Origin of the sequence: Leifsonia shinshuensis (assembly GCF_013410375.1) — a bacterium.
Taxonomy (GTDB): domain Bacteria; phylum Actinomycetota; class Actinomycetes; order Actinomycetales; family Microbacteriaceae; genus Leifsonia; species Leifsonia shinshuensis.
In genome coordinates, this window is the sequence record NZ_JACCFL010000001.1 from 1,441,217 (window position 1) to 1,461,121 (window position 19,905).

A 19,905-nucleotide genomic window follows, 5' to 3' on the forward strand; every position below is an offset into this window, starting at 1 on the left:
CGGGATGTCGGTCACTCAGCCCAGCGCGACCGACACCGCCCTCCGCCGCAGCATCGCAGCGACCCTCCTCCCCGGGTTCGTGGGGACCACGCTGCCCGCGTGGCTGGAGGAGCGGCTGCGCAACGGCCTCGGCGGGGTGTGCGTGTTCGGCCAGAACGTGGAGTCCGTCGCGCAGCTGCGCGAGCTCACGGACGCGATCTACGCCGCCAACCCGGACGCGATCGTCGCGATCGACGAGGAGGGCGGCGACGTCACCCGGCTCTACTACGAGACCGGGTCGCCGTTCCCCGGCAACGCCGTGCTCGGCCGCCTCGGCGACGACGACTACACCGAGAGCGTCGCGCGCCGGGTCGGCGAGGAGCTGCACGCGGCCGGCGTGAACCTCGACTTCGCGCCCGACGTCGACATCAACTCCAACGCGGACAACCCGGTGATCGGGGTGCGCAGCTTCGGGTCGCTGCCGGCCGTCGTGGCCGAGCAGGGCGCCGCCTGGACGCGCGGCCTCCAGTCCGCCGGCGTCGCCGTCTGCGCGAAGCACTTCCCCGGGCACGGCGACACGGCCGCGGACTCGCACCTCGAGCTCCCCGTCGTCGACCTGACCCTGGAGGAGCTGCGCGAGCGCGAGCTCGAGCCGTTCCGCGCGGTCATCGCCGCGGGCGCCCGCACGGTGATGACCTCGCACATCCTCCTGCCGCACCTCGACGCCGACCTCCCCGCGACCTTCAGCCGCACGATCGTGGAGGGACTGCTGCGCGGCGAGCTCGGCTTCGGCGGCGTCGTCGTCACCGACGCGCTCGACATGCACGGCGCGAGCGGGGAGCGCGGCATCCCGGAGGCGGCGGTGCTGGCGCTCGCCGCGGGCTGCGACCTGCTCTGCATCGGCACCGAGAACACCGACGCGCAGCTCGCGCAGATCGAGGACGCCGTCGTCGCCGCGGTCGCGGAGGGGCGGGTCGCCGTCTCCCGGATCGAGGAGGCCGCCGGCCGCGTGCTCGCGCTGGCCGCGGCCGTCCGGGCCGACGCGTCGGCGCACGACGCTGCGCCGGAGCGTGCCGACCGGTCCGAGCCGTCCGACCGGTCCGAGCCGTCCGGCGCGGGCGACCTGCGCCCGGCGGACGTGCGCCGCGCGCTGGAGGCCTTCGACATCTCCGCGCACGCGCGGGACTGGCTGCGCGCCCACCACGGCCGGTACTCGGTCGTGCGGGTGGACACGGTCGCGAACATCGCGATCGGCGAGGCCCCGTGGGGTCCGTTCGCCGAGGTGGCGGCCGGGGAGGACACCCCGTCGGCCTTCGCCGCCAACCCGCTGGTCGTGTTCACCGAGGGGGACCACCCCGACCTGGTGCTCGCCGCGCAGTCCCCGGTGCTCGTCGTCGGCAAGGACAACCACCGGCACGCCTTCGCTCGCGCCGCCATCGACCGGCTGCGCGCCGAGCGCGACAGCGTCCTCGTGGTCGACATGGGCTGGCCCAGCGACGACCGCCGGTACGCGGACATCGCCACGTTCGGCGCCTCGCGCCTGGTCGGCCGCGCGCTGATCGAGCTGCTCGACGGCGAGCCGGCGGCGGACGGCCTCGGAGCGGGGCGCACCCCGTGAGGCTCGGCATCGACATCGGCGGCACCAAGACCGACGCCGTCGCGGTCGACGAGGTGGGCGGTCTCGCGCAGCGTGTCCGCCTGGTGACCGGCTTCGGCCACGCCGCGGTCGTGGAGACAGCGGTCACCGCCGTCGCCCGGATCGGCGAGCTGACCGGCCTCCCGGCCGGCGGCTTCTCCTCCATCGGCATCGGCATCCCCGGCATGGTGGACAGCGCGTCCGGACAGGTGGCGCACGCGGTCAACCTGGGCGTCGAGCGCCTCGCGCTCGGCGGCGAGCTCGCCGGCCGGCTCGGCGTCGGCGTGCGCATCGAGAACGACGTGAAGGCCGCAGCGCTCGGCGCCTTCCACGTCCTCGGCCTCGGCGGCACGATGGCGTACCTGAACCTCGGCACCGGGATGGCCGCCGGAATCGTCGTGGACGGCCGGCTCTGGCGCGGGGCGACGGGCATCGCGGGCGAGATCGGGCACCTCCCGGTCGACCCGGCGGGCGCGCTCTGCGGCTGCGGGCAGCGCGGCTGCCTGGAGACCGTGGCCAGCGGCTCGGGCATCGCGCGGCAGTGGCGCACCGACGACCCGCTCCCCGCCCGCGCGCTCTTCGCCGCGGCGGCGGACGGCGACCGCGAGGCGAGGGCGATCACGGCTAGGCTTGCGGAAGGCATCGCCGCAGCGGTGCGGGTCCTCGTGCTGACCGTCGACGTCGACACCGTGGTGATCGGCGGCGGCCTGAGTCATCTCGGGGACCGGCTGCTCTGCGAAGTCCACGAGGTGCTCGACGGATGGGCGGCGACGTCCCCCTTCCTCGCTTCGGTCGCGCTGTCCCGGCGGGTGCGCCTCGTCCCGGAAGGTACACCCGTTGCCGCGCTCGGAGCGGCGCTCGTAGGAGGAGCAGATGGCTGAAGTCGTCGTCGTCGCAGACAAGGAGGCGGCGGGCGAGCTCGCGGCGGAGTCGATCCAGGCGCTGATCGCCGCGAAACCGGACGCCGTGCTCGGACTGGCGACCGGGTCCACCCCGCTGCCGGTGTACCGGGCGCTGGCCCGGCGGGTCGCGGCGGCCGGGACGGACGTCTCGCACGTGCGCGGCTATGCGCTCGACGAGTACGTGGGCCTGCCCGCGGGGCACCCGGAGTCCTACCGTGCGGTCATCACCCGCGAGGTGGTGGAGCCGCTCGGCCTGACCCCGTCGCTCATCCACGTGCCGAACGGCGCGATCGCGACGATCGAGCACGCGGGCGCGGACTACGAGAAGGCGATCGCGGAGTCCGGTGGGGTCGACGTGCAGCTCCTGGGCATCGGCACCGACGGCCACATCGGCTTCAACGAGCCGGGGTCGTCCTTCGCGTCGGTCACCCGGGTCAAGACGCTGACCGAGCAGACCCGCAAGGACAACGCGCGCTTCTTCGCCAGCGAGGACGACGTGCCGATGCACTGCATCACCCAGGGGCTCTCGACCATCCTGCGGGCGCGGCACCTGCTGCTTCTGGCGTTCGGCGAAGGCAAGGCGGAGGCGCTGGCGGGCGCGGTGGAGGGGCCGGTGTCGGCCTCCAACCCGGGCTCCGCCATCCAGCTGCACCCGCACGTCACCGTGCTGGTGGACGAGGCCGCAGCCTCCAAGCTGCGCAACATCGACTACTACCGCTACGCCTACGCGCACAAGCCGGCCTGGCAGAAGCTGTAGCCGCCTCCCGCCTGTCTTCCCCGGCCTCCCGCCCTCCCCACCGCTGTCCCTGTCGCGGAGCGCGTGGGCAACGGAGGAGTTCTGGTCCGACACGCCCGGGAATGGCAGGTAACGGAGGAGATCGGCGGCCGGGGAGGTGGGATGTCCTCCGTTGGCTGCGGTGGGGCGGGAGGGGCCGGGCTGGGTGCGGCCGGGCTAGACCAGGCGGCCGTCGGCCAGCACGCGCTGGACGCGCCAGTCGTGGTCGAGCAGGACGGCGTCGGCCGCGAAGCCGGTGCGGAGGCGGCCGAGCCGGTGGCCTTCGCCGAGGGCCTTCGCCGGGGTCGCCGTCAGCGCGGTGACCGCGGTCACCGGGTCGAGTCCCACGCGCGTGATCGCGTTGCGCAGGGCGGCGTCCTGCGTGAGCGTGGAGCCCGCGATCGTGGTAGTGCCGGAGAGCACGGCCATCCCGTCGCGCACGCTCACGTTGAGGCCGCCCAGCCGGTAGTCGCCGTCCGTGGCGCCCGCGGCGGCCATCGCGTCCGTCACCAGGGCGACCCGTCCCGGCGCCTCGCGGAACAGCAGGCCCGCGACCGACGGGTGCACGTGCAGGCCGTCCAGGATCAGCTCGAGCGTGACCTCCGGGTTCTCGATCGCCGCCATGACCGGGCCGGGCGCGCGGTGGTGGATGCCGTTCATCGCGTTGAACGCGTGCACCAGCAGCCGCGCGCCGACCTCGAACGCGCGCTGCGCCTGCTCGTAGTCCGCCGCGGTGTGGCCGATGCCGACCACCACGTCCGCCTCGATGAGCACGCCGATGGCCTCCAGCGCGTTCGGCAGCTCGGGTGCGATCGTCGCCGTGCGCAGGGTGCCGCGCGCGGCCCCGATCAGCTCCTCCACCATCTCCGGACCCGGGTCGCGGAGGAAGGCGTCGTCGTGGGCGCCGCGGCGCTCGCGGGCCAAGAACGGCCCTTCCAGGTGCGAGCCGAGCACCATCGGGTCCACGCGGGTCAGGTCGGCGACCACGCCCAGGCTCTCGCGCAGCGACGCCAGCGGGTTCGCAACGTGCGACACCAGCGCGCGGGTGGTCCCGTGGGCGCGGTGCGTGGCGAGCGCCGCCAGCATCTCCTCGGGGCCGTCGTCGTACGGGTGGCCGCCGCCGCCGTGGCAGTGCAGGTCGATGAAGCCGGGCGTCAGCCAGTGGCCGCCGGCGTCGATCACCTCGCGGCCGGGCACCCGCGCGGCCTCGTGCCAGCCGGTGCCGGAGCCGGTCGCGGCGATCGTGCCGTCCTCGGCGACCAGCCAGAACTCGTCGACCTGTCCGCTCGCATCCACTTTGCGGGCGTCATGGACGACGACTCCGGTCATGCGAACTCGCGCCGCCCGTTGATGACGCCGCTCACCGTCGCGACGACCGCGAACACGAGCCCGACGATCGGCTGCCCCAGGCTCCACCAGGCGAACGCGGCGCAGCCCATCACGACGATCTCCACGATCGCCTTGACGAACGCGTCCACGTGCAGCACGGCCTTTGGGGAGCGGAACAGCGCCCACAGCAGGATCGCCAGCACGGGGGCGCCGATGCCGACGACGATGTTCCAGGGCAGCGGCCAGGCGATGAACCCCCAGATGCCCAGCGAGACGATGGCGAACAGCTCCAGCACGAAGCGGAGGATGTCGTTGGGTCCGACCGTGATCGGGGTCTGCTGGTCGTGCGGGGTGGTCACCCGTCCAGTCTACCGATCCCGTTCCCCCGTGGCTGGGACGAGGCGGCGCCGGCTCAGCGGAAGATGATCGTGCGCGCGCCGTCGAGCAGCACGCGGTCCTCGGCGAACCACTTCACCGCCTGCGTGAGCGTGCGGCTCTCCTCGTCCTGCCCGATCGCGACCAGCTCCTGCACGCTGCGCGTGTGGTCCACTCGCACGACGTTCTGCTCGATGATCGGGCCCTCGTCCAGGTCGCTGGTGACGAAGTGGGCGGTGGCGCCGATCAGCTTGACGCCGCGCGCGTGCGCCTGCCGGTACGGGTTGGCGCCCTTGAAACCGGGAAGGAACGAGTGGTGGATGTTGATGGCCCGGCCGGCGAGCCGCTCGCAGAGCTCGGGGGAGAGGATCTGCATGTAGCGGGCGAGCACGACCAGCTCGATGTCGTGCTCCTCCACCGCGGCGAGGACGCGCGCCTCGAACGCGGCCTTCGACGCCGGATCGGTCACGGCCTGCGACTCGAACGGGACGCCGTAGAACCCGGCGAGGTCGGCGAGCGTGCCGTGGTTGGACAGCACGAGCGGGATCTCCACCGGCAGCTGTCCGGCCCGCTGCCGGAACAGCAGGTCGTTGAGGCAGTGCGCGGCGGTCGAGACCAGCACGAGCGTCCGCAGCGGCCGCCCCACGTTGTCGACCCGGTGCGTCATCCCGAACCGCTCCACCACCGGCGCGAGCGCCCGCTCGAACTCGTCGCGGTCGGCCGCCGACTCCACCTGCAGCCGCATGAAGAACCGCCCGGTGTCGGTGCTCGCGAACTGCTGGCTCTCCGTGATGTTCCCCCGCGCGGCGACGATGGCGCCGGACACGGCGTGGACGATGCCGGGACGGTCGGCGCAGCTGAACGTCAGCACCCAGTGGTTGGAGGTCGCGGGGTCGGCGGAGGCGGGGGAGTCCATCCGTCCAGGGTAGCGGGCGGGGGAGGCGGGCCAGCACTCCGTAGCGCACGGTCATCGGGAGAGCGTTCGGACCGGCTAATGCATGCATAGCAAGAGATATCGGTGCAGGAATCTGACATCGCGGGTATCGTCGAGTTGGGCATCGGCCCGTCATTTGAGAAAGGAGGTGCGCCATGGAGACCACATCCTTCGAGATCGAGGAGTCGTCGATCGACCTCGACACTCTGATCGTTCACCGCAGCTGAGCGCGGCCGAGAGGGGTGCGCGCGGGAGCGTCCGCACCCCTCTCCTGAAAGGCACCATTGGAATTCACACTCGCACCCGGCTGGACGATACGCAGCGCCGCCACGGTCCTCGTCCTGCGGTCGGAAGAGATGGCTCTGTCCGTCTCGCTTCCGGAAGGGTCGGCAGAACGCGTGCGTGAGCTGCTGGCCCGAGGATGGATCCCCGATCAGGATCCATCGCTCGAGCCATTGCGCGTTCAACTCGCCGAACGCGGCGCGGTCCGGCCCCGCGCGCCGGAGGTACGCGCTGAGCTCGAGCGCCAGGTGGAGTACTGGCGCGCGCTCACCGATGATCCCGCTGCCGCCATAGCACGGGTCTCGTGCGCGACGGTCGCCATAGTGGGTGTCGGAGGGATCGGTTCGGTGGTGCTTCAGCACCTGCTCGGCGCCGGAGTCGAGCGATTTCGGCTTCTGGATGCCGACGTCGTCGACTCCACCAACCTCAATAGGCAGTTCATCTACTCAGCGTCAGAGATCGGGCGGCGGAAGGTGGATGCGGCGCGGGATTACATCCTGCAGCGCGATCCGTCGTGTCAGGTGGAGGCGATCGCCGCGCCGTGGGACATCGATTCAACGGAGCAACGGGAGCTTCTTATCGACGGAGCCGACTTCGTCATCTCCGCCATCGACAAGCCGACCATGGAAGCCGCGGTCGAAGTGCTCGATGCCGCGTGGCTCCACTGCGTACCTTCGATCATGGCCACGGCGGGACTGCGGCGGTCGTTCGTGAGCCCCGTGTTCGACATCAGACAGGGCTCCCCCCACCCGCGCGAGCTGCTCCGGACGGACGAAGGCGACTCGGCGGCGCTTCTCGCCTCCCATGGTCCTGTCAACTCGCTCCCCGCGGTGCTCGCGGCCGACCAGATACTGCACCACCTCGCGGGCCTCCATGACTTCGTCGAATATGGGCAGGCGACAGTCGCGCGGTGGCCGTCGGCTGGCCCCCTCGCGCTTTCCCGCTTTGCGGCGGTCCAGCTGTGAACGCCGTGCGATTGGAGATCGACACTCCGCCATCGGTCTATCTCTCACCGCGCGAATTCACCGGGATGTTGGTCGACCGCCAGACCTCTCGACCGCTCTTCTCCGAATCGGGTGGACGAATAGCGTCCGACCTGCTTTCGACCGTCGATCGTGAGGGGGACCGTCGGTGGATATTCCGGGTCGCGCCGGACGGCAGGTGGGATTCCGGCGACAGGATTCGCGCTGACGAGGTCGTGCAGCGCATGGCGCAGGGAACGCGATCCCCGCAGCAGCGTTGGCTCGCCGCCCTCATCGGCCGGTGCGAAGTGATCGACACGTCCACCCTGGCGATGACGACCCGATTCGCCGTGGCTGACCTCGAGGCCGCTCTTGCGGCCCCTGCGCTCTCACCGAAGCGTGCCGATGCGTTCTCGGGAGCCTATGCGCGTGAGCCCATCGACACTCGCCGCACCCTTCTGAGATCGATTTCGCCTGAGCGCGCCCCGGATGTCGAGTTGGTGACCACCGTCAGCCGTGCCCGTGGGCGAGCGGACTTCGCTCGCGGCGCACTCGACGTGGGCTGGGGGATCGGGGTGCCGGCGAGCTTCTGGGAGCCCACCGACCGCGGTCCATTCCTGGAGTCCGCTCCGCTCGACATGTTCGCGGTCGTAGTCGCGGGTCGCTCCACGCCCGACCGTGAGGCGCGGCGGATACTCCACGCCTGCCGGCTCTCGCGGAGTACCGACTACGGTGTGCTCGCTACAGCATCCCGGTACTCCGACACACGATCAGATCCCGCCCCAGCCTTAGGCGGAAAAGGGAACGTGAACTGGCCGCTCTACTACACGCCATTCCCGCCGAACGCGGAGCTGGCGCGCGACCTCGCCGCTGCCACTGCAGGATCGCTCCGCCCCGTAGCGGTCACCTACAACGAGCTCCTAGGAGGCCGCGTTCCTGACTCCGGCTTCAGCTTGCAGATCCACTCCGCAGCGACGACCGGTGACCCCGGCCTGCTGATCGAGTCGGCCGTTATCGCCGGCGGCCTGGCGACGTCGGGAGCACACCTCAGAGAGCAGTGTCTGCAGGTGTGGGGTGCGGGCTCTCGGGCGGACCGGCGAACCATGGCCGAGAAGGTCGAGCCCGCGCTGGATCGACTACTGCGGAGGAGGGTCGTCGGGCGCATGCTGCCACGATTTCGTACGCCTCATCCGCTTCCCCTTCCGCGGAGCGGATGGTTCGACTTCACGCAACTCCGGAGACAGAAGGAATCGAATGACGGTTGAAATCGGCGCCGCCCTGGCGGCCCTGGCATCGGGTCGTGTGAGCGAGCAATTCGCGACAGGGTCCGTCCCGGCACATGATGCGAACGATCTCCTGAACCCCGCCGCATTGGGGCGGATGCTGTCGAACCCGTTGGTGCGGCACCCTCAGGTTCGGGTGGCCCTCTCCGGCAAAGCGGTGCAACCCGCCTTCTTCATCGAGGACCGCCGGATCGGCACGCAGACGGTGCAGGACGGCATCGACGCTCACAGCATCGCGCAGTGGTTGACACGGGGTGCGACGATCACGGTCGATTCGGTCGAATACCTGTCGACGGCTGTGCTCGCGATCTGTGAGCGATTGACCGAGGAACTCGGATTGACCGCGTCGGCGACTGCGTGCGTCACGCCTCCCGCACGCCAGGGCCTCAGCCCGCACACGGATGAAGAGGACGTCTTCGTACTCCAGACGTTCGGTTCGAAGAGATGGCTGATCGATCCGGCGCAACGACAGGACATCGCAACGGCGGCCGGTTTCGCGATGAACGACGGTCTGGAACGAGTGACGCCTCGGGTTCTTCGGCCAGGGGATATGTTCTTCATGCCGGCCGGCACACCTCACGTCGCCACGGCAACCGGCGGCCTCTCCATCCACCTGACGTTCTCGGTGGAGCGTGCGCGTCTGCACACGGCCCTCCACGCAGCCGTGGACCGACTCGCATCGGAGACGCCGGACCTGCGCATGCTGCAGAGCTGGGACTTCTCGCCGCAAGGACTGGTCCGTTACGTCGAACCGCTGAAAACGGCAGTGACTCGCGAGAGCCGATCCGAGCAGGCGGACGATCGACCGTCGCCGTTCGACGACTGGGACGGTCTCTTTCACGGCGCGGGCAGCGTGCGACTCGTCAGTGGGGTCGAGATCACGGAAGCGGGCGACGGGGGCTCCTTCGACTTCGGTGAGTTCTCGATCAAGGCCAGCGGTGAGACTGCTGCCATCCTTCGAACCCTGCGCGACGGCCGGGCGTTCCCACTGGCCAAGGAGACCGCCGCGGAAGTCACCGAGCTGCTCTTCCAGCTGATCGGACGACGGGTGGTCACCCTCCGTGACGCGTGAGTCCCCGTTCCTGGAGCAGCCGGATCCGCCCAGGCTGTGGCGACGCGACTTCACCGTTCTGTGGTGGAGCGAGGCGCTGTCCCTGTTCGGGAGCCAGCTCACGCTGTTCGCGATACCGATCGTCGCACTGGAGATGCTCGACGCGTCGGCCTCCGAAGTCGCGCTCATCAGCACGGCCGCGGGGATCGGTACGACCGCGATGCTCGTGTTCTTCGCGCCGTTCACGGATCGGGCTCGCAGGACCCGGTTGATGTCGCTGATGTCCGCCCTTCGCGCGCTCTGCCTCGGGCTTCTCGTGGTCCTGACGCTGGGCGGAGGTCTGTCGCTTCCTGCACTGGTCGTGGTCGCCTTCCTCGTCGCCGGGTTCACCGCGCTCTACGACAGCGCGCTCTCCGCCCTGGTCCCCACGATCACGCACCGGGACAACCTCTCCGCGGCGAACACCTGGATCTCCGGCATCCGGTCCGCCGGGGACATCGGCGCGGGCGCGGCCGCCGGACTGTTGCTTCAACTTCTCTCGCCGGTCGCGCTGTTCGCAGCGGACGCCCTGACCTACGTGGTCTCCGCGTTCGGTGTCGGTGGGCTCGCCGAGCCGCGACAGGGGCGCCCTGCGCGGTTGAGCGTTCGTTCGTTCTCTCAAGAGCTCGCGAGCGGGTTGGTCCTCCTCGTGCGGGACCGAACACTCTGGCCGATCACCCTGTCGATTGCGCACTTCAACCTGTTCACGACCGCGATCCAGGCGATCTACGTGACGCACGCGCTCCGGAGCGGTGCGATGTCCCCATCCGAGATCGGGCTCGGCGGCGTCATCGGGCTGCTGTCGATGAGCGTCGCCCCCGTCCTCTGGGATCGGTTCCGGCCTGTCGCGTTGCTGGCCGCGACATTCGCGTTGCCAGCGCTCTCCGGCATTGGAATGCTCCTGCTGAGCTCCGACGCCGGGCTGTGGAACGTCGCCGCGCTCGGAGCGTCGCTCGGCTTCTGGGCCGCCTGTGTCATGGTCAACCTCACCGGCACCGAGACGTTGAAGCAGCTCCTGGTCCCCAACGATGTCCTCGGCCGGATCTCCGCCGCGAGCCGGCTCGTGACCTGGGGGATCGACCCGATCGGCGCGGCGGTGGCGGCAGTCTTGACGCTCTTCCTGCCGACGGGGGCAGTGCTCATCGTCGCGGCGGTCGGCGTCGCGACGTCGTCCGTGTGGATCCTTGCATCCCGTCGCGTCCGCGGTTTGCCGAACCTCCCCGCGATCGCCTCGACACCTTAACGCGGAACCGGCGCCCCCGCCGCCCACACCCGCAGCACCCGGAAGTCGTCGTCCAGCAGCACCGCGTCCGCCGCGTACCCCGGCGCGAGCCGGCCGAGGTCGCCGGCGCGGCCGATGGCGGCGGCCGGCGTCTCGGTGAGGGCGCGGACCGCCTCCTCGACGGTCACGCCCACCTGCTGGACCGCGCGGCGCAGGGCGTCGTCCTGGGTGAGGGTGGAGCCGGCGATCGAGCCGCCGTCGGCCAGGCGGGCGACGCCGTCGCGGACCTCCACGCGGAGGGCGCCGAGCAGGTAGTCGCCGTCGGCCTCGCCTGCCGCCGCCATCGCGTCGGTGATCAGCGCGACCCGGCCCGGCGCGGACGCGAAGGCGATCCGGACCACCTCGGGGTGGACATGGATGCCGTCGTTGATGACCTCCACCGTCACGCCCGCGGTGCGCGTCGCGGCCGCCACCGGGCCAGGGGCGCGGTGGTGGATGCCGTCCATGCCGTTGAAGGCATGCGTCAGGATCGTGGCGCCCGCATCGAACGCGGCGAGGGTCTGGTCGTAGTCGGCGGCGGTGTGGCCGACGGCGACGGCCACTCCGGCGGAGGCGAACGCGCGCACCGCGTCCAGGCCGCCCGGGAGCTCCGGCGCGAGCGTGATCTGGCGCAGGGTGCCGCCCGCGGCGTCCAGCAGCAGTTCGATGTCCGCGGGCGTCGCGGGGCGGAGGAGGGCCGGGTCGTGCGCGCCCTTGTGGCCGACGTCGAGGAACGGGCCCTCCAGGTGGGAGCCCAGGACGCGCGGATCCCGGGCCGCCAGCGCCGCGATCCCGCGCACGCGCTCGGCGACGTCAGGGACGGGCGCGGTCACCAGCGACACCACGAAGCGCGTCGTGCCGTGGCGCTGGTGCAGCGCCATGGCCGCGGCGATCGCGTCGTCGCCGTCGTCGAACGCCGCCCCGCCGCCGCCGTGGCCGTGCAGATCGATGAACCCGGGCGTGAGCCAGGCGCCGCCGGCGTCGGTGACGACCGTCTCCGGGTCGCCGGCGACCGCCGCGGCCCAGTCGCCTCCCGCGCCGGTCGCGGCGATGCGGTCGCCGGCGAACAGCACCCAGCCGTCACGGACGATACGGCCCTCGCTGACGAGGCGGGCGGAGTGGATAACGTGCGCGGACATCCCCACCAACCTACGGGAAACCGATCACGCGACGATGACCTCGAAGCCGTGCTCGACGAACGCCGCGCGCTGCTCCGGCGTGATGCCGTCGTCCGTGATGAGGGTGGTCAGCACCTTCGGGCCGCCCAGCGTCGCGAACGCCTTGCGGCCGATCTTGCTGGAGTCCGCGACGACGACGGCGCGGGTGGCGCGGCGGGCCATCAGCGAGTTGACGCTCGCCTCGCCCTCGTCGTGCACGGTCGCGCCGACGACCGGGTCGATGCCGTTCACGCCGATGAACGCGATGTCCATGGTGATCTTCTCCAGCACGACGTCGCTGTAGGGGCCGACCAGCTCGTACGAGCGCGCGTGGACGACGCCTCCGGTCACGACGGTCTTGATCTGCGGCCGCATCACCAGCTGGGCGGCGATGTTGATGGCGTTCGTCACCACCGTCAGGTTCGGGTGCGGCGACGGCTCCATGAGGTCGGGACGAGAGCCCAGCACGGTCGCGACGGCCGTGCTCGTCGTCCCGCCGCACAGCCCGACGACAGCGCCGCGCGGGACGAGCGCGCTCGCCGCCTGGGCGATCCGCAGCTTCTCCGGCGCGTGCTGCTCCCGCTTGTAGCGGATCGGGAGGTCGTAGGCGACCGACTGGCCGACCGCCCCGCCCCTGGTGCGCGTCAGCAGCTGCTGGGAGGCCAGGGCGTCCAGGTCGCGCCGCGCCGTCGCCGCCGACACGTCGAGCTTCGCCACGATGTCCTCGACATCGACCTGGCCCGACTCGGCCAGGAGGTCGAGGACGGCGTTGAGCCGTTCCGCTCTGTTCATCGCTGTGCAGTCTCCGTTCCGCTCGCCGCGCCGGCGGTGACGTCGAACAGGGTCATCAGGCGCGCCGCCTCCGCAGCCACGGCCGCGCGCCCCTCCCGCACGTACCGCCGGGAGTCGACCACGTCGGGATTCGCGCGCAGGAACGAGCGGATCGCCTCGGTGAAGAACCGGTTGAGGTGGGTGGAGACGTTGACCTTGGTGATGCCGGAGCGGATCGCCGCCTCGATCGTCTCATCCGCGACCCCGCTGGAGCCGTGCAGCACCAGTGGAACCGCTACGGCGTGTCGGAGTGCGGCGATGAGCTCCAGGTCGAGGAGGGCGGTGCGCTCGGTCATCGCGTGCGAGCTCCCGACCGCCACGGCCAGGGCGTCGACGCCGGTCTCCGTCGTGAACCGCCGGGCCTCGGCCGGGTCGGTGCGGGCCCCGGGGGCGTGCGCGCCGTCCTTGCCGCCGATCTCGCCGAGCTCGGCCTCCACCGAGACGTCGTTGGCGTGCGCGTACTCGACGGCGCGCACGGTCTCCGCGACGTTGGCGTCGTAGGGGAGCGTCGACCCGTCGAACATGACGGACCCGAAGCCGAGGTCGATCGCCTGCCGGATCAGCGCCGCGTCCTCCGCGTGGTCGAGGTGCACGGCGACGTGAGCGGAGGAGTCGGCGGCGAGGGCGAGCGTGCCCCGCGCGATCGGGTCGAGGCCGCCGTGGTAGTCCACGCAGTTCTGCGAGATCTGCAGGACGACCGGCCGCCGCGTCTCCTCCGCGGCGGCCACGAGCGCCTCCGCCGTCTCCAGATGGATGACGTTGAACGCGGCGAGGCCCGTGCGCGCGGCCACCGCCGAGTGCAGGAGGTCGAGAGTGGGGACGAGGGGCATGCTGTCTCCGTGTGGCGGGTCAGGAGGTCGTCACGAGGCGCGCCTCGTAACCCTCGTAGGCGGGGTCGAGCTCGCCCGCGAGCGGGGCGACGACGGCGGCGGCGGACCAGGCGGTCGCCCTGCGCACGAGCGCGGCGGGATCGGCGACGCCCGCCGCGAGGGCGGTCGCGATGGCGGCGACGGCCGCGTCACCGGCTCCGGTCGCGTTCCCGGCGAGCGGCGCGGGGAGCCGAGCGGACCAGACGCCGTCGCCGGTCACGGCGAGCATCCCGTCAGCGCCCAGGGAGACGAGCACGAGGCCGGCTCCGGCCGTCAGCAGGATCCGGGCGCCCGCGACCGGGTCGTCGGAGCCGACCGTCTCGGCCAGCTCGCGGCGGTTCGGTTTGAGCGCATCGGCGCCCGCCTCCGCGGCGGCCAGCAGCGGCAGCCCGCTCGCGTCGATCACGGAAGGGATGCCGCGTCGCCGCGCGAGCGCGACGAGCTCGGCGTAGAACGTCTCCGGCGCGCCGGGCGGGAGGCTGCCCGAGCCGACCACCGCGGTCGCCGGCACAGCGAGGCGCTCGGCGGCCTCCCGCAGCGCGGTCCACTCGGCGGGGGAGAGGCCGGCGCCTGTCTCGTTGAGGATGGTCGCGGTACCGGCGGTCTCGTCGACGATCGCGACGCTGCTGCGCGTCGGCGCGGCCACCGGGATCAGCTCGGACGGCAGCCCGCTCGCCTCCAGGTCGTCGGCGAGCCGGAGCCCGGACGGCCCTCCGGCCGTCGTCAGGACGAACGCCGCGCCGCCGGTCTGCGCGACCACCCGGGCGACGTTGAGGCCCTTGCCTCCGGCGCGCACGGCGGGGGCGGCGACGCGGTGCGTCTCGCCGGGCTCCAGCGCCGCGACCCGGTACGTGAGGTCGACCGCCGGGTTCGGGGTGACGGTGAGGATCATCGGACGGCCCTCGCCGGCTCCGCCGCCTGCGCCGCCGCGACCTCCCGCGCCCGCAGCGCCGCGCCGATCACGCCGGCGTCCTCGCCGATGCGTGCCGCGATGAGCGCCGGGCGGCGCTGGAAGGTGAGGATGCCGTCCAGCCGCTGGGCCAGCGGCACGAACAGCTCGTCGCCGGCCTGTGCGAGGCCGCCGCCGATCACGACCGCCTCAGGGGCGAGCAGGGCGACGGTGTGGGAGAGGTCGAGGGCGAGCGCGTCCAGCGCGGAGTCCCAGATCCGCTGCGCGGCCGGGTCGCCGGTGCGGGCGCGGGCGAGGACCTCCTTCGCCCCGGCCACCGGCACGCCGCTGAGAGCGGTGTAGCGCCGGGCGATCGCGGCAGCCGACGCCACGGCTTCGAGGCAGCCGCGGCCGCCGCAGGCGCAGTCCGGGCCGTCCGCGACCCGGGAGTGGCCCATCTCCCCGGCCATACCGCCGCCGGTGAACAGGGTGCCGTCGATGAAGATCGCGCCGGCGATGCCGGTGCCGATCGCCATCACGACGACATCGCGGAAGCCGGCGGCGGCGCCCAGCCGGTACTCCGCTTCTCCTGCCGCGCGCACGTCGTGGCTGAAGGCCACCGGGATCCCGAACGCCGCCGTCGCACGGTCGCGGAACGGGAAGTCGCGCCAGCCGAGGTTCTCCGAGAAGACGCCGACCCCGGTCTCCTCGTCCACGTGACCGGGGACGACGAGGCCCGCGGCGGCGGGGACGACGCCGGGATGCGCGCGGCGGAACTCGGCGGCGATGTCGGCCGTCGCAGCGACGACGGCCTCGCCGGTGCGGTCGCCGGCCAGCGGCGTCGGCCGCCGGGTCAATTCGACGATCCGGCCGTCGGCGTCCACGAGCGCGGCCTTCAGGTCGGTGCCGCCGACGTCGAAGGCGAGCACCGCGTCGCCGGCGCCGAGCCCGTCGGCTGCGACACCGTGATCGGCGGGGGCGTGGGCGTTCACGAGGTCAGGATGACAGATCGGGTCAGGTTGCGGGGACGATCCGGGTCGAGGCCGGCCCGCCTGGCGCGCTCCAGTGCGACGCGCTGGGCGCGCACCAGGTCGGCGAGGCCGTCGATCGGCGCGTCCTCGTAGCGGGCGCCGGTCGCGGCGACGTCGCGGGAGAGGCCGTCGGGCGCGTCTCCCAGCATCCAGGTGACGCGGCCCGGCGCGGCGATCGCGATCGGGCCGTGCCGGTACTCCTTGGCGGGGTAGGACTCGGTCCAGGACTGCGACGCCTCGCGCATCTTGAGGGCGGCCTCGTGCGCCAGCCCGACGGTCCAGCCGGAGCCGAGGAAGCTGTACTGGTCGGCGGAGACCAGGGCGTCGTCGAGCTCGGCGTCGACCGCCTCCGCCGCCTGGTCGATGGCGGCGCCGAGGTCGTGGCCGAGGGAGGCCCGCATCAGCGCCAGCGCGGTCGTTGCGAACCGGGTCTGCACGACGGAGGTCTCGTCGGCGAACGGCAGCAGCACCGCGTCGTCCGCCAGGTCCAGCAGCGGGGTGCCCGGAGCGCCGACCACCGCGATCGTGCGGGGCCGCCGTCCCGTCGGCAGGCCGTCGAGCAGCTCGATGACCTCGGTCGTCGTGCCGGAGCGGCTGATCGCGACGATCGCGTCGTAGTCGCGGTCCACGACGGCCTCGGAGGCCGCGTAGGCGTCGGTCTCGCCGTGACCGGCGGACTCCCGCAGCACCGCGTAGGACTGCGCCATGAACCAGGACGTGCCGCAGCCGACCACGGCGATCCGCTGGCCGGAGGCCGGCAGCAGAGACTGCTCGGCGCGCAGCGCGGCGGCGCGCGCCCAGGTCTCCGGCTGCGATCGCAGCTCGGCCTCCATGTGGGCTCCCGGTGGGGTGTGCGTCACTGCTCGCTCCTGTTCGATCGCGGTTCGGTCAGCACAATGATCGCTTATGAGCGTTATGCGTGTCCAGTAATCATTTTCAATCGTTATCGCCCGAATCGGCCCCCGTCCGGCCGCTCTGTGTAAAACCCAGGTAACGATCTGCCCGGAGTTCCTTGACGCGACCCCTGGCTATGCGCAATTATTCGAGCATCAATTGAGTGCATGTGATTGGTTTCGCGCAGAATAGATCACGAAGCATCATCCAGATACGCACCGTCGCGCACCTGCAGCACCTTCAGCGACGGTCCGGGATCCTTATCGAGAGTGAGGAAAGTCGATGAAGAAGTCTCTGCGATGGGGGGCCGCTGTCGCCACGGCGACGGTCGCCACCCTGACGCTCGCATCGTGCGGCTTCAGCAACGGGTCGGGCGGCTCGGCGGGCGGAAGCACCCAGCTGAACCTGATGGTCGCCAGCTATTCGGACAACACCAAGGCCGAGTGGCAGGGCATCATCAAGGACTTCGAGGCCGCCAACAAGGGCACCACCGTCAACCTCGACGTCGAGTCGTGGACCGACATCAACAACGTCATCAAGACGCGCATCCAGGCGGGCAAGCAGCCGGACATCCTGAACATCGACGCGTTCGCCGGCTTCGCGGCAGACAACCTGCTCTACCCGGCGAAGGACATCGTGTCCGCCAAGACGCTCGACGACTTCCAGCCGGCGTTCAACACGAACGCGAGCATCGACGGCACCCAGTGGGGGCTCCCGTTCATCGCCTCGGCCCGCGCCCTGTTCTACAACAAGGACGACTTCGCCAAGGCCGGGATCACCGACCCGCCCAAGACCTGGGCGGACTTCGAGGCCGACGCCGTCAAGCTCAAGGCCGCCGGGGTCACGCCGTACGGCATGCCGCTCGGCTCCGAGGAGGCCCAGGCGGAGACCGCGATCTGGTTCTACGGCGCGGGCGGCGGCTACGGCGACGCGAAGAAGCTGACCATCGACAGCGCCGAGAACGTGACCGGCGCGACAGAGATGCAGAAGATCATCACGCAGGGCCTCACGGAGGCGAACCCCGGTTCGACCAACCGCACCCCGCTGATGAACGTCTTCATCCAGGGCCAGCTCGGCATGCAGATCGGCCTCCCGCCGATCGTCGGCCAGATCAAGGACAAGAACCCGTCGCTCAAGTACGGCATCGCGCCGATCCCGACCAAGGACGGCTCGCCCTTCACGCTGGGCGTGGCGGACCACCTGATGGCGTTCAAGAACAAGACCGACAAGAAGGACGCGATCAAGAAGTTCCTCGACTACTTCTACACGCCGGCCGTCTACACCAAGTGGGTCGGTCAGGAGGGCTTCCTGCCCACCACCAAGTCCGGCGCCGACCAGATGGGCTCCGACGCGACCATCAAGCCGTTCCTCGACCTGCTGCCGAACGCCAAGTTCTACCCGTCGACGAACCCGAACTGGTCGGCCGCCCAGGGCGCCATCCAGAGCCAGATCGGTCAGCTGGGTCAGGGCGCCAACCCGTCCGACCTGCTGAAGTCCATCCAGGCGAAGGCTTCGGGCCAGTAACAGCGACATGAGCTCGACGATCGAAACGACCACGACGGGGGCGGCGACCGGCCGTCCCCGTCGCGGGGCGCCGCGCGCCGGGCACGGCAACACCACCTCGCTGTGGAACGCCGTGCCCTGGACGCTGCCGGCGCTCATCCTCATCTTCGGCATCGTGCTGTTCCCCGCCGGCTACATGATCTTCAACTCGACCCGGAGGATCTCGGTCGCCGGCGTCGACCACGGATCGGTCGGCCTGCAGAACTACATCACGGTCCTCTCCCGCCCGGAGACCCCGGGCATCCTCCTCAACACCTTCATCTGGGTCGTCTCGGTGGTTGTCATCACCGTGGTGATCTCGCTGGCGCTCGCGCAGTTCCTGGACAAGAACTTCCCCGGCCGGCGCTGGGTGCGGATGGCCATCATCGTCCCCTGGGCGGCGAGCGTCGTGATGACCACCACGGTGTTCGTCTACGGGCTCGACCCGTTCTACGGCATCATCAACAAGTTCCTGGTGGACATCCACGTGCTCGCGCAGCCGTTCGGCTTCACCAAGGAGCCGCTGCCGGCGTTCCTCTCGTCCATCGGGATCGCGGTGTTCGTGTCGCTGCCGTTCACGACCTACACGATCCTGGCCGGACTCGCCGGCATCCCGGGCGACATGCTCGAGGCGGCGAAGGTCGACGGCGCGGGCGCGGTGCGCTCCTACTTCGGCGTGACGCTGCCGAACCTCCGTCCGGCGATCGCGCTGGCCAGCCTCATCAACATCATCAACGTGTTCAACTCGCTGCCGATCCTCAAGCTGATGACCGGATCGATCCCCGGCTACAAGGCCGACACGACGACCACCTACGTGTTCAAGCTGCTGCAGAACGAGCAGCGCATCGACCTGTCCAGCGCGCTCAGCGTGATCAACTTCCTGATCGTGCTCGTGGTCGTCGCGCTCTACCTGTGGATCGTGAAGCCGATGAAGGAGGTCTCGTGACCGCGCCAGCCCCCGTCGCGCTCGCCGGAGCGCCCACGCGCGCCTCCGCGCCGCGCCGCCGCCCGCGCTCGGGCTTCTCCTGGCGCGCCGCCGGCAAGGTGATCGCCGGCGTCGTCATCGCGCTCGTGTTCATCGCGCCGTACCTGATCATGCTGGTCGGCTCGTTCAAGAGCCGGGACAACATCCTCGCAGTGCCGCCGACCTACCTGCCCACGCAGTGGCACCCGGAGAACTACCTCACGATGTGGTCGACTCCGGAGACCCCGCTGCCGCTCAACCTGATCTCGACCATCGTGATCTCGGTGTTCGCGACGCTGCTGGTGCTCCTGGTCTGCGTTCCTGCCGCCTACTACACAGCACGGTTCCGGTTCCCGGGCCGTGGGGTGTTCCTCTTCCTCGTGATCGTCACCCAGATGCTGCAGCCGACGGTGCTGGCCACCGGTCTGTTCAAGGAGATGGTCGCGCTCGGGATCAACGACACCTGGCTGGCGATGATCCTGGTCAACGCCGCGTTCAACCTCGCGTTCGCGATCTGGATCATGCACACGTTCTTCGCCGGCGTGCCCAAGGAGGTCGACGAGGCGGCGCAGCTCGACGGGGCGGGGAAGTGGACGGTGCTGCTGCGCGTCCAGCTCCCGCTGGTCTGGCCGGGGATCGTGACGGCGATCATCTACACCTTCGTCGCATCCTGGAACGAGTTCGCGGCGAGCCTGGTCATCCTCTCCACCGACGCCAACCAGCCGCTCTCGGTCGCGCTCACCAAGTTCGTCGGCCAGTACGACGCCGCCTGGCAGTACGTGTTCGCGGTCTCGATCGTCGCGGTCATCCCCGTGGTGATCCTCTTCGCGCTCATCGAGAAGCGGCTCGTCGGAGGCCTGACGGCGGGCAGCGTCAAGTAGCGCGCCGCCGCCGTCCCCCGGCTGGGGCGCCCGCGCGTG

19 protein-coding genes are annotated in these 19,905 nt (G+C 71.0%); 10 read left to right on the plus strand and 9 right to left on the minus strand.

Translation table 11 applies throughout. The features are described from left to right. Positions 1-4: 4 nt before the first annotated feature. Genes nagZ through HNR13_RS07045 form a run of 3 tightly spaced genes read left to right on the plus strand, consistent with a single transcriptional unit; the run spans position 5 to position 3,274 of the window. Entirely contained in the window at positions 5-1,597 is a 1,593-nt protein-coding gene (gene nagZ / locus HNR13_RS07035) for a beta-N-acetylhexosaminidase (protein WP_179605088.1), read from the plus strand. Next, positions 1,594-2,496, plus strand: a complete 903-nt coding sequence (locus HNR13_RS07040; RefSeq protein ID WP_179605089.1) for an ROK family protein — start codon at positions 1,594-1,596, stop codon at positions 2,494-2,496. Before nagZ ends, HNR13_RS07040 begins: the two co-directional genes overlap by 4 nt. Continuing rightward, positions 2,489-3,274 carry a glucosamine-6-phosphate deaminase gene (locus HNR13_RS07045; RefSeq protein WP_179605090.1) on the plus strand — a complete coding sequence of 262 codons (786 nt, stop codon included), beginning with the start codon at positions 2,489-2,491 and terminating at the stop codon, positions 3,272-3,274. The genes HNR13_RS07040 and HNR13_RS07045 overlap by 8 nt, the downstream gene beginning before the upstream one ends. A 195-nt stretch (positions 3,275-3,469) precedes the next feature. Here the strand turns inward: HNR13_RS07045 and nagA (HNR13_RS07050) are convergent, their stop codons facing one another. Genes nagA (HNR13_RS07050) through purU form a run of 3 tightly spaced genes read right to left on the minus strand, consistent with a single transcriptional unit; the run spans position 3,470 to position 5,912 of the window. Continuing rightward, entirely contained in the window at positions 3,470-4,621 is a 1,152-nt protein-coding gene (gene nagA, locus HNR13_RS07050; protein ID WP_179605091.1) for an N-acetylglucosamine-6-phosphate deacetylase, read from the minus strand. Next, complete coding sequence (locus HNR13_RS07055) at positions 4,618-4,980, minus strand: DUF2568 domain-containing protein (protein WP_179605092.1); 363 nt, start codon at positions 4,978-4,980, stop codon at positions 4,618-4,620. Before HNR13_RS07055 ends, nagA (HNR13_RS07050) begins: the two co-directional genes overlap by 4 nt. Before the next feature lie 53 nt (positions 4,981-5,033). Further along, positions 5,034-5,912 carry a formyltetrahydrofolate deformylase gene (purU, locus tag HNR13_RS07060; protein WP_179605093.1) on the minus strand — a complete coding sequence of 293 codons (879 nt, stop codon included), beginning with the start codon at positions 5,910-5,912 and terminating at the stop codon, positions 5,034-5,036. Between the two features lie 416 nt (positions 5,913-6,328). Here purU and HNR13_RS07065 point away from each other — a divergent pair, with 416 nt between their 5' ends. The 4 genes from HNR13_RS07065 to HNR13_RS07080 are packed head-to-tail and all read left to right on the plus strand — an operon-like array spanning position 6,329 to position 10,790. After that, positions 6,329-7,177 carry a ThiF family adenylyltransferase gene (locus HNR13_RS07065; RefSeq protein WP_179605094.1) on the plus strand — a complete coding sequence of 283 codons (849 nt, stop codon included), beginning with the start codon at positions 6,329-6,331 and terminating at the stop codon, positions 7,175-7,177. Positions 7,178-7,188: 11 nt separating this feature from the next. Next, positions 7,189-8,439 (plus strand): hypothetical protein, encoded by a 1,251-nt coding sequence (locus tag HNR13_RS07070; protein WP_179605095.1) that lies wholly within the window; start codon positions 7,189-7,191, stop codon positions 8,437-8,439. Beyond that, on the plus strand, positions 8,429-9,529 hold the full coding sequence (locus HNR13_RS07075; RefSeq protein WP_179605096.1) for a JmjC domain-containing protein: 1,101 nt from the start codon (positions 8,429-8,431) through the stop codon (positions 9,527-9,529). The genes HNR13_RS07070 and HNR13_RS07075 overlap by 11 nt, the downstream gene beginning before the upstream one ends. Beyond that, positions 9,519-10,790 (plus strand): MFS transporter, encoded by a 1,272-nt coding sequence (locus tag HNR13_RS07080; protein WP_179605097.1) that lies wholly within the window; start codon positions 9,519-9,521, stop codon positions 10,788-10,790. The genes HNR13_RS07075 and HNR13_RS07080 overlap by 11 nt, the downstream gene beginning before the upstream one ends. Here the strand turns inward: HNR13_RS07080 and nagA (HNR13_RS07085) are convergent. From nagA (HNR13_RS07085) to HNR13_RS07110, 6 genes are read right to left on the minus strand one after another with little or no spacing between them, the layout of a single operon-like run. Next, the gene (gene nagA, locus HNR13_RS07085) at positions 10,787-11,947 is read right to left on the minus strand and encodes an N-acetylglucosamine-6-phosphate deacetylase (RefSeq protein WP_179605098.1); all 1,161 of its coding nucleotides are present in this window, start codon (positions 11,945-11,947) and stop codon (positions 10,787-10,789) included. The genes HNR13_RS07080 and nagA (HNR13_RS07085) overlap by 4 nt on opposite strands. A 24-nt stretch (positions 11,948-11,971) precedes the next feature. Then, a complete protein-coding gene (locus tag HNR13_RS07090; RefSeq protein WP_179605099.1) occupies positions 11,972-12,757 on the minus strand; it encodes a DeoR/GlpR family DNA-binding transcription regulator in 786 nt (261 codons plus the stop codon). Next, the gene (locus tag HNR13_RS07095) at positions 12,754-13,626 is read right to left on the minus strand and encodes a class II fructose-bisphosphate aldolase (protein ID WP_179605100.1); all 873 of its coding nucleotides are present in this window, start codon (positions 13,624-13,626) and stop codon (positions 12,754-12,756) included. The genes HNR13_RS07090 and HNR13_RS07095 overlap by 4 nt, the downstream gene beginning before the upstream one ends. A 19-nt stretch (positions 13,627-13,645) precedes the next feature. Then, entirely contained in the window at positions 13,646-14,557 is a 912-nt protein-coding gene (locus HNR13_RS07100; RefSeq protein WP_179605101.1) for a 1-phosphofructokinase family hexose kinase, read from the minus strand. Beyond that, a complete protein-coding gene (locus HNR13_RS07105) occupies positions 14,554-15,546 on the minus strand; it encodes an ROK family protein (RefSeq protein ID WP_425484997.1) in 993 nt (330 codons plus the stop codon). Before HNR13_RS07105 ends, HNR13_RS07100 begins: the two co-directional genes overlap by 4 nt. Continuing rightward, positions 15,543-16,445, minus strand: a complete 903-nt coding sequence (locus HNR13_RS07110; protein ID WP_382312289.1) for an SIS domain-containing protein — start codon at positions 16,443-16,445, stop codon at positions 15,543-15,545. The genes HNR13_RS07105 and HNR13_RS07110 overlap by 4 nt, the downstream gene beginning before the upstream one ends. A 316-nt stretch (positions 16,446-16,761) precedes the next feature. Here HNR13_RS07110 and HNR13_RS07115 point away from each other — a divergent pair, with 316 nt between their 5' ends. From HNR13_RS07115 to HNR13_RS07125, 3 genes are read left to right on the plus strand one after another with little or no spacing between them, the layout of a single operon-like run. Then, complete coding sequence (locus HNR13_RS07115; RefSeq protein ID WP_179605102.1) at positions 16,762-18,003, plus strand: extracellular solute-binding protein; 1,242 nt, start codon at positions 16,762-16,764, stop codon at positions 18,001-18,003. A 7-nt stretch (positions 18,004-18,010) separates the two neighbouring features. Then, positions 18,011-18,967: a carbohydrate ABC transporter permease gene (locus tag HNR13_RS07120; RefSeq protein WP_179605103.1), complete on the plus strand. Its 957-nt coding sequence runs from the start codon at positions 18,011-18,013 to the stop codon at positions 18,965-18,967. Then, complete coding sequence (locus tag HNR13_RS07125) at positions 18,964-19,866, plus strand: ABC transporter permease subunit (RefSeq protein WP_179605104.1); 903 nt, start codon at positions 18,964-18,966, stop codon at positions 19,864-19,866. The genes HNR13_RS07120 and HNR13_RS07125 overlap by 4 nt, the downstream gene beginning before the upstream one ends. Positions 19,867-19,905: the final 39 nt, after the last annotated feature.